This is a genomic window from uncultured Nostoc sp. (assembly GCF_964245575.1).
In the GTDB taxonomy this organism is placed as follows: domain Bacteria; phylum Cyanobacteriota; class Cyanobacteriia; order Cyanobacteriales; family Nostocaceae; genus Nostoc.
In genome coordinates, this window is the sequence record NZ_CAXTNP010000517.1 from 1 (window position 1) to 2,593 (window position 2,593).

Genomic DNA, 2,593 nt, shown 5'->3' on the forward strand with positions numbered 1-2,593 from the left:
TTACGTGCGGGGATACCATCAGTTACTGTACCCTTTTTTGCAGATCAGCCAGTTTAGGGTGAAAAGCTAACTCGGTTGGGAGTCAGCCCACAACCGATACCGTACCAGAAGGTATCAGAAAAAACTTTAGCAGCAGCAATTGAAGTAGTACTGGGTGATGAGGTCATGCGGTGTAAAGCCCAAGAGTTAGGTGAGAAAATCAGGGCTGAAGATGGTGTGGCGAATGCTGTTGAAGCATTTCATCGGCATTTGGGTTTGATTAGGTGAGAAGTCCCAATGCCGACCAACGAACGATAATTGCGGTTTTTGGCGAAAGCCGAGTTGGAATCGGCTGTATAAGCGGATGTATGGCATCAGGCAGTAGAGCAAGCTGGCAATAAGATTCCCTAGCGATCGCCTGGAAGCACAGTGGAAGTAACACCCAAAATTGTATGTGACTTCAGGTAGAATTTGCCCAAGACAGAAGGTAAAAGTTGTCTGCGTTGTCACTTGACACGATTTGTACTTTTAGCTATCATTCAACTATATGGTTGAATCAAATGTAGCCCTTGATAAAATTTTTGCTGCTCTGGCTGATGTGACGCGGCGAGACATTCTTAAGCGGGTATCAACAGCAGAACATACTATCGGCGAATTAGCACAACCCTATGCGATGTCTTTTGCAGCGATCGCAAAGCACATCAGTGTGTTGGAGAAAGCCGGACTGATTACCAAGCGTCGAAGTGGTAAGGAGAAAGTTATTCAGATTCAGCCGAAAACTCTCAAAGTAGCCGTAGCGTATCTGGGCGAGTATGAAAAAATCTGGAGTGCCCGCTTTGATGCTCTGGAAAAACTACTAGAAGATCGATAACAAAGTAGCAGGAGGGTAGTATGGCACATCTTACAGTAACAGTTCCAGAAAATTCACAAAATATCTTCGGTACTGTCACAATTAAGGCTCCGTTAGAAAAGGTATTTGAAGCATATACCAAAGAGGAACTGTTTGCTAGTTGGTGGTGTCGCGGTAATCCAATGAAAGTGTATCACTTCGATTGTCAAGACGGGGGCAGTTGGCACATTGCTGAACAATCACAAGACGGTCACGAGTATGAGTTTACTGGCTGTTTTCATGAAGTCGCTCTAGATAAACGAATCGTGCAGACATTTGAATTCTTGGGGATGCCGGAACGTGGGCATGTCATGCTGGAAAAAGCTGAGTTTGTCGCAATTGACGAACATACAACTGAGATTCGTACCCATAGCACAGCAATGAACCAGTCAGACCGTGACGGCATGGTTGCCAGCGGCATGGAAAGCGGCTGGCGGCAGTCCGTTGAAGCTTTGGGCAAGCTTTTAGAACCAAACGATTAATTACAACTTGCTCGCAGGCTTGACATTTACCGAAGCGATCGCTTCGGTAAATGTCAAACCGATATTTTTATGCTACATTTATAATACAAAATATTAATACAAAATAAGAATCTTCTTCTAGCGACTGACACCAATATTGCTGTTTGTTAAAGTAACTTCAATCTGCTCCTGGTGGCTCCGAGATGAGTTGTGATGACGAATGGCATAGCTCATTACTGTAGCGACTGGTCACATAGCAAGTGCTAAGTAATGCAAATATGGTATTGGGAATAAGTAGTGCTAATGTACTATAGGACTGGTAATATAGTATTTTACTAAGCACCAGTTAGCCTAACTTTCTAATGCTTGACTCTGCTTCCAAGTGAGAAAGATAGTTCACGTAGATATGGATGCTTTTTACGCATCGGTAGAGCAAAGGGATAACCCTAGCTACCGAGGAAAACCGTTAGTCGTCGGTGGCAGTCCTAGCCAGCGAGGCGTAGTTGCAGCAGCCAGTTATGAAGCCAGAAAATTTGGTATTCATTCCGCGATGCCGTCAGTAACAGCAATTGCCAAATGTCCCGCACTTATCTTTGTCAGACCGAGATTTGATGTTTACCGAGATATTTCCACTTCAATCCACGCCATATTCAAACGCTATACTCACTTGGTGGAAGGAGTTGCACTAGATGAAGCATACCTTGACGTTACTGAGAATAGGCAAAACATCACCTACGCTTCTACGATTGCAAGATATATTAAAACTGCAATTTTTCAGTCAACTCAGCTGACGGCGACCGCAGGCGTGTCAATTAACAAGTTTCTTGCAAAAATGGCATCAGGACAGAACAAGCCCAACGGGTTGACAGTGATTTTACCAGAGCAAGCGATGTCTAAGACAAGCCGCAAGCGTCTACGCATTTGTAGAACAGCTAGCGATTGAGAAGTTCCACGGTATAGGAGAGGTGACCAAACAATTCGCAATTCGCAATTCGCAATTCACAATTGTGAACATAATAGAATAATTGATTAATTTCAGATACAAGTCTACGCTATTGAAAGCTCAATCTGAGAAACTATGAATAGTGGTCGCTCATGGGTAAACCCATCAACATCGCGCCACTTTACTAAACAAATTGGTCCTAAATTTATTTATGGAATAAATACGTAATACTTATCAATATTCAAGCCCTCACCTTTAGGTGTGGTGGTGCGATTCGTTCACTCGAAATGAATAGAAATATTCAGGGATGAGTGACATTTG

General features: G+C 43.3%; 5 protein-coding genes. 4 read left to right on the forward strand and 1 reads right to left on the reverse strand.

Features of this window, described 5'->3' with window-relative positions:
* The first annotated feature begins 75 nt into the window (after window positions 1-75).
* Window positions 76-267: a hypothetical protein gene (locus tag ACFFAP_RS37875; RefSeq protein WP_375516012.1), complete on the forward strand. Its 192-nt coding sequence runs from the start codon at window positions 76-78 to the stop codon at window positions 265-267.
* Here the strand turns inward: ACFFAP_RS37875 and ACFFAP_RS37880 are convergent.
* On the reverse strand, window positions 260-421 hold the full coding sequence (locus ACFFAP_RS37880) for a hypothetical protein (RefSeq protein ID WP_375516013.1): 162 nt from the start codon (window positions 419-421) through the stop codon (window positions 260-262). The two genes, ACFFAP_RS37875 and ACFFAP_RS37880, sit on opposite strands and share 8 nt — an antisense overlap.
* A 105-nt stretch (window positions 422-526) precedes the next feature.
* Here ACFFAP_RS37880 and ACFFAP_RS37885 point away from each other — a divergent pair, with 105 nt between their 5' ends.
* The 3 genes from ACFFAP_RS37885 (at window position 527) to dinB (ending at window position 2,272) form a co-directional block, all read left to right on the forward strand.
* Window positions 527-850 carry an ArsR/SmtB family transcription factor gene (locus tag ACFFAP_RS37885; protein WP_375516014.1) on the forward strand — a complete coding sequence of 108 codons (324 nt, stop codon included), beginning with the start codon at window positions 527-529 and terminating at the stop codon, window positions 848-850.
* A 20-nt stretch (window positions 851-870) separates the two neighbouring features.
* On the forward strand, window positions 871-1,350 hold the full coding sequence (locus tag ACFFAP_RS37890; protein WP_375516015.1) for an SRPBCC domain-containing protein: 480 nt from the start codon (window positions 871-873) through the stop codon (window positions 1,348-1,350).
* 385 nt (window positions 1,351-1,735) lie between these two features.
* Window positions 1,736-2,272, forward strand: coding sequence for a DNA polymerase IV (dinB, locus tag ACFFAP_RS37895; RefSeq protein ID WP_375516016.1), 537 nt, complete (start codon window positions 1,736-1,738; stop codon window positions 2,270-2,272).
* Window positions 2,273-2,593 lie beyond the last annotated feature (321 nt).